Genomic DNA, 5,783 nt, shown 5'->3' on the forward strand with positions numbered 1-5,783 from the left:
ATAGACTTTGACCCGCAGGGGCACAGGCGCTCCGGTGGGGTCACCCTGAAGATGTTGTTCGAGGAGGGTCCGTTCAGGTTGAGGCACGTGGGGGTGGTGGAGGGGTTCGAGGTGCATCGCGTCGAGCTGGAGCCCGACGGGTTCGAGGATCTGCTCGACGAGCGGGCCCCGGGCCTGGGTACGGCGTTGTTGGCCGTGCCGGCCCGTCAGAACTACCAGCGTGTCGCCGATCGGAGGCACATTCGGCGGTTGGTGGCTTGGGTGCACGACCTGGTGCGCGAGGGGGATGGGGACGCGCGGCCCCCGATCGCCTTCGTGGACACCCCGCCGATGAACGTCGAGGCGAAGTGGTTGCGTAGGGTGCTTCAGGCCTGCGACACCGTTATCCCCGTGACGGATCCGCGCTCGGTCAGGCAGGTTCGGAGGTTTCTGTCCGACGGGGGTCTGGACGTTCGGGTGGTGGTGCTGAACAAGGTGTGGCCTCGGGGCACCTGTGAGTGGAAGAAGCTCGTGGAGCGGCTTAATCGGGTGCTTCGGGACGTTCATGGGAGCGTCGACGTGGTGGACGTGGAGAACGCTCCGGTCATTCAGAGCGCGACCGACGCCGGGATCCCGCTGCGTATGCGCCGTTCTCGGCGGCCCGAGTACGAGGGTAGGTTCCGCGACGTTGCGAGGTTGGTGTACCTGGCGTGGCAGGCGAGGGATCACGTGCGGGGGGTTGCTGACGGGTGGAGTTGAGGTTGGAGGGGTCGCCCCGGGTTTTCGGCGTGGACGAGGAGTGGGCCAGGGCGGTGGTCGGGGCGGCCCGGGATGTGTTGGACGATCGTAGGGCCGAGGGGAGGACGCTGATCCGGCGGGTGGACGAGGTCTGGCCGGTGGGAAAGGCGGTCGCGCGGGTGGCTTCGGTCTTCCGGCGCTCGGCGCTGAGGTCGGGGGTGGACTCGCCCTGGGAGGCGCTCCGGGGGGTCCTGGGGCTGGATGAGGTTGAGTCGTCGCTCGTGGAGCGGCTGCGCAAGCTGGTGGAGGGTCGGGGTACGTACGGTCTGCCGGCGCTCTCGCCGGAGGCGACGTTGGCGTGCTGGGGCGTCGACGGGGAGGGGCCGGTGGCCGCGCTGAGGGAGGTGTACCGGCGGTTGGACGTGCACCCGGTTCGGGGGCTCGTCGCGCTGGCGGTGTTGGAGGACGCGGCCGACGTGCTGTTGAGGGGGCTCGGGGAGGCGGCGGAGCGGTTGTCGGAGGGGTTCCGGCGGGCGTGGGACGAGCGGTCGGCGCGGCTGCTGGGGCTGTGTCTCTGCGCGTGGTTGTCGGAGCGGTTGGACGGGTTCGGTGAGTGGTGGGAGGGTGAGGACGGTGGCTGGCAGGGGCTTTACTCTCGGGTCAGGCGGGGGGAGTTGATCGAGCGGGTGGTGGAGGAGCGCGTCGGGGTGCGTCCGGGGGAGAGGTAGCGGTCGGTATGGGGCTGGGGCTCTTCATCCGCTCCGTGCCCACCGCTGTCCTCATCCCGGGGGTTGGGGTCGGGTGGTCGGGTTTGGGGCTTGCCCGAAATCGTTCTGTGTTTCGTAACGATTCCGAGGGGGGGCGTGGGAAGGGGTTACTCCTTCTCCGTCGGGCCCAGGACGCGGTCGAGGGCGCGCTCCCAGGCCTTGGTGGGTAGGTCCGGCATCACGGTCACGTCCTCGCGCTCGACGGTGATCGCGTCCACCGGGCACGCGCGGGCGCAGGCGCCGCAGTAGGCGCACGCGTCCGGGTTGACGACGATCCGCGTCTTGCCGGCCGTGCCGCCCTTCTCGAACTCGAGGGCGTTGCACGGGCAGATCTCGACGCAGAGGCCGCAGCCGACGCACTCCTCGTCGTCGATCTCGATGCGGCCCTGGTAGGGCTTGGTGACCTCGATGGCGTCGACGGGGCAGACCTGCTCGCACCAGGAGCAGTACACGCAGCGGGCCCTGTCGACGTGGATCTCGCCCTTGACCTCGCCCTTCTCGGGCAGCTCGCCGCGGGTGGTCCCGTAGCAGATCTTGCAGCCGACCTTGATCGCGTCCTCGGGGCACGTGCGCATGCACACGCCGCAGTACACGCACCGGTCCTCGTCGACCTCGATGGTGAACTCGGGCTCGGGGTCGGCGGCGCTGGGGGTGGGGCGCTTCACGGTGATCGCGTCGGCGGGGCAGGCCTCCTCGCAGGCCTTGCAGTAGATGCACTTCTCCTCGTCGATGTCGATCTCGCCCATGACGAGGTCACCGGGCGTGGGGACCTCGCGCTCGACGGTGATCGCGTCCTGCGGGCAGGTGTCCGCGCAGAGCCCGCAGTACACGCACCGCTCCTCGTCGATCGCGACGTCCTTGGGGAGCTTGGGGAGGCCGTGCTCGGTGGCGGGCTCGCCGTCGATGAGCAGGGTGATCGCGTCGTACGGGCAGACGAGGGCGCAGATGCCGCAGAGGGCGCACGTCTCCTCGTCCACGTCGATGGGGTCGGCGCCCTTGCGCGCGACGGTGGAGGGCTTCTCGACGGTGATCGCGTCGACGGGGCAGGCCCGCTCGCAGAGCCCGCAGGCGGCGCACCGGTTCATGTTCACGACGAGTTCCCGCGTCTCCGCGCCCTCGCGCACGATCCGCAGGGTGGGCGGGGAGACCTCCTTCACGGGCTGGAGCCCGTCCGTCATTTGCGCGACCCCCAACTCCGGTGAGCTGCGCCACCCATCGTGCTCCCTCGTCTTATAAATCGCGGTGTCGGGAGCCGGGGCATGGTAAGGTTTATTACGGGGTACTTGCGCGCCGCGCAACCCCGGCCCGAAAAAAGAGGGGCGGGCCTACCCCTCCGCCCGCCCCGCCAACCGCTCTAGGAGGTCGGGGAGCCGCTCGCGCAGGACGCCGTAGATCCGGGTCAGGGGGATCTCGGCGGGGCAGGCGGTCTCGCAGGCCCCGCACTCGACGCAGTACAGGGCGACGCACTGGGCGACGTGCGCGTGCCAGACGGGGGTGGGCGTCACCGACTCCCGGCCGGCGAAGGCCCAGCAGCCCTCCTCGCACGACGCGCACACGGGACACACCTGCCGGCAGCTCCGGCACTTGATGCACCGGTCGAGCGCCTCCAGCGCCTCCGCCAGGTGATCCTCGTCCAGCGTCCTCTCCCGCCAGGAGCGGGCCATCTTCCGCATGATCTCGTCGATCTTCTCCCGGACCCGCACCGACCCCTCGGGCGCCTCCCGCACCTCCACCGCCCCGTCCTTCACGGCGCCGGCCAGCAGGTCGCGCCCGTCCTCCGTCTTGACCTCCACGAACGTCCACTCTCCCATCATCTCGTCCGGGACGCCCCAGTTGCCGCACGCCAGGTCCGCGCGCTCCGGGATGTTCTCGTCGCACCGGCGGCAGCTCTCCCGCCTCCCGGACCCCCTCTCCTCCAGGTCGTCGATCGAGACCTTGATCTCCTCGCCGTCTCGAAGCTCGGTGATCAGGTTGCCCTTGGCCACCTCCTCCCGCTCCACGTCCAGCGGGTCCACGCCGCGCTCCTCCAGGATCTCCAGCACGACCCTCGGCTCGAAGGTACCGCCGCAGTTGAGGCCGATCCGGTACACCCGGTCCGGGTTTACGAGGTCGCGCTCGGCCAGCCGGTCCAGCGCTCGGGCGTCGCAGGGACGGCAGGTGACGGCGACGCGGAGCGTGGGGTCCTCCCGGTGCAGCTCGGCCACGAGCCGGGCCAGCTGGACGGGGGCGCAGTGGTAGGAGCCGGAGGGTACCTCCGACGGGTCGTCTACGACGATGGGTCGCCCGTCCAGCGCGTCGGCGCCTCGCTCCACGCAGACGGCCACGTCCGCCAGGTCCTCCCGCAGCGCGTACCGCAGCAGCTCCGTCACGACCCCGCCGCACGCGGCCTCCTCCACGGTCCCCTCGTCCGTGGACCGGGCGAGGTAGCACCCGCCGACCCGCACCTCGGTCACGGTCCCCCTACCCCCTCCGGGTCGACCGGGGCGCGGGGCGGACGCGCGCGGGGACGCGCTTGTACTCCGGGATCCCCGCCTCCGGATCGAGGACGTCCGGCGGGGTCAGCGCGTTCTCCCCGAAGTGGAACGGCGTGAAGATCACGCCCTCCCGCACCCGATCGGTGACCCGCGCGCGGCACCGCCACCTGCCGTACGGCGTCTCGACGATCACCTCCTCGCCGTCCCTCACCCCGTAGCGCTCCGCGTCCCTCGGGTGGATCTCAACGAACGACCCCGGTACCTCGTCGTTCAGGAGCCGGGAGCGCCCCGTGATCGTCCTCGTGTGGTAGTGCGCGTACACGCGCCCGGTCGTGAGGATCAGCGGGTACTCCTCGTCCACGTCTCGCTCCGGCTCCCGGTACTCCACGTCCTCGGGCCTCGGGAACCGGGCCCGCCCGTCCTCGGTGGCAAACCCCTCGGCGTGCAGGATGGGCGTTCCCGGGTGGTCCTCGCTCGGGCACGGCCAGTGGATGCCGCCCGGTCGCCGTCGGAGCCGGTCGTACGTGATCCCCCGGTACTGCGGGATGACGCGCCGGATCTCCTCGAAGACCTCGCGCGGGGACCGGTGGCCGAAGCCCTTGAGCCCCAGCCGTCGGGCCACCGCCTCGAGGATCCACCAGTCGGGTCGGGCCTCGCCCGGTGGGTCCACGATCCGCTCCGAGAGCTGGACGCGCCGGTCGGTCGCCGTGAAGGTGCCCGTGCGCTCCGCCCAGCCGGCGGCGGGCAGGACCAGGTCCGCCAGCTCCGCCGTCTCCGTCAGGTACAGGTCCTGCACGACGAGGAACTCCAGGTTCCGGAGCTTTCTGACCGCGTGGCGCGAGTTCGGCTCCGAGACCGCCGGGTTCTCACCGAAGACGTACATCGCCGCGATCTCGTCCGAGTCGAACGCCTCCGGGAGCCGGAGCCCGGGCTCCTCCGGCGCCTCGAACCCCCAGAGCCGGGCCAGCTCCTCCGCCGCCTCCGGACCGACCCGCCGGTACCCGGGGAAGTGCGTGGCCAGCGCGCCCACGTCGCAGGCGCCCTGCACGTTGTTCTGCCCACGGAGCGGGTTGACGCCGGTGCCGGGTCGGCCCACGTTACCCGTCAGCAGGGCGAGCGCGCAGAGGGCCCGCAGCGTCCGGCAGGCGATGTCGTGCTGCGTGAGCCCCATGCAGTAGACGATGCAGCCCCGGTCCGCCTCCGCGTACCGCACGGCCGCCTCCCGGACGTCCTCCGGGTCCACCCCGGCGATCCTCCGGACGTCCTCCTCCGAGACCGCCCCGCGGACGTGCTCCGCGAACGCCTCGAACCCGGTGGTCCGCTCCTCGATGAACTCCTCGTCGTGCAGCCCCTCCTCCAGGATCACCCGGGCCATGTACAGGAACACGACCAGGTCGGACCGCGGTCGCACCCGCAGGTGCAGGTCCGCCAGCTCCGCCACCAGCGTGCGCCGCGGGTCCAGCACGATCAGGTCGGCGCCGTCCTCGACCCCCTCCACGATCCTACGGTACACGATCGGGTGCTGCTCCGCCGTGTTCGAGCCCGCGACCAGGTAACAGTCCGCCTCGGCGAGGTCCGGGATCGAGTTGGTCATCGCCCCCGACCCGAAGACCTCGGACAGCGCGACCACGGTCGGGGCGTGTCACAGCCGCGCGCAGTGGTCCACGTTGTTCGTCCCGAGCGCGCGGGCCAGCTTCTGCCCGACGTAGTTGTCCTCGTTCGTGGCCTTGGCCGAGGTGACGAAGTACACCTCCTCCGGCCCGTAGGACCCGAGGGCCTCCGCCACCTCCTCGAGCGCCCGGCTCCACGAGAGCTCACGCAGCTC

5 protein-coding genes are annotated in these 5,783 nt (G+C 71.1%); 2 read left to right on the plus strand and 3 right to left on the minus strand.

The window, feature by feature from the left end; translation table 11 throughout:
• Both ACXJJV_RS02585 and ACXJJV_RS02590 read left to right on the plus strand, forming a co-directional pair.
• Positions 1 to 738: hypothetical protein (locus ACXJJV_RS02585; protein ID WP_456466620.1), on the plus strand; the 738-nt coding region annotated here is incomplete at its 5' end.
• Positions 729 to 1,445 carry a hypothetical protein gene (locus tag ACXJJV_RS02590; RefSeq protein ID WP_456466621.1) on the plus strand — a complete coding sequence of 239 codons (717 nt, stop codon included), beginning with the start codon at positions 729 to 731 and terminating at the stop codon, positions 1,443 to 1,445. The genes ACXJJV_RS02585 and ACXJJV_RS02590, both read left to right, overlap by 10 nt.
• A gap of 146 nt (positions 1,446 to 1,591) precedes the next feature.
• Here the strand turns inward: ACXJJV_RS02590 and fwdF are convergent, their stop codons facing one another.
• The 3 genes from fwdF to fdhF form a co-directional block, all read right to left on the minus strand.
• Positions 1,592 to 2,662, minus strand: coding sequence for a tungsten-dependent formylmethanofuran dehydrogenase subunit FwdF (fwdF, locus tag ACXJJV_RS02595; RefSeq protein ID WP_456466622.1), 1,071 nt, complete (start codon positions 2,660 to 2,662; stop codon positions 1,592 to 1,594).
• A 147-nt stretch (positions 2,663 to 2,809) separates the two neighbouring features.
• Positions 2,810 to 3,937 (minus strand): Coenzyme F420 hydrogenase/dehydrogenase, beta subunit C-terminal domain, encoded by a 1,128-nt coding sequence (locus tag ACXJJV_RS02600; RefSeq protein ID WP_456466623.1) that lies wholly within the window; start codon positions 3,935 to 3,937, stop codon positions 2,810 to 2,812.
• Positions 3,938 to 3,944: 7 nt separating this feature from the next.
• Positions 3,945 to 5,780, minus strand: a complete 1,836-nt coding sequence (gene fdhF, locus ACXJJV_RS02605; protein ID WP_456466624.1) for a formate dehydrogenase subunit alpha — start codon at positions 5,778 to 5,780, stop codon at positions 3,945 to 3,947.
• Positions 5,781 to 5,783 lie beyond the last annotated feature (3 nt).

The organism is Methanopyrus sp., from assembly GCF_053997775.1.

What these genes read in the sequence shown, in the direction of transcription:
- fwdF (WP_456466622.1), bottom strand. Translation starts at nt 2,662, where the DNA reads ATGACGGACGGGCTCCAGCCCGTGAAGGAGGTCTCCCCGCCCACCCTG.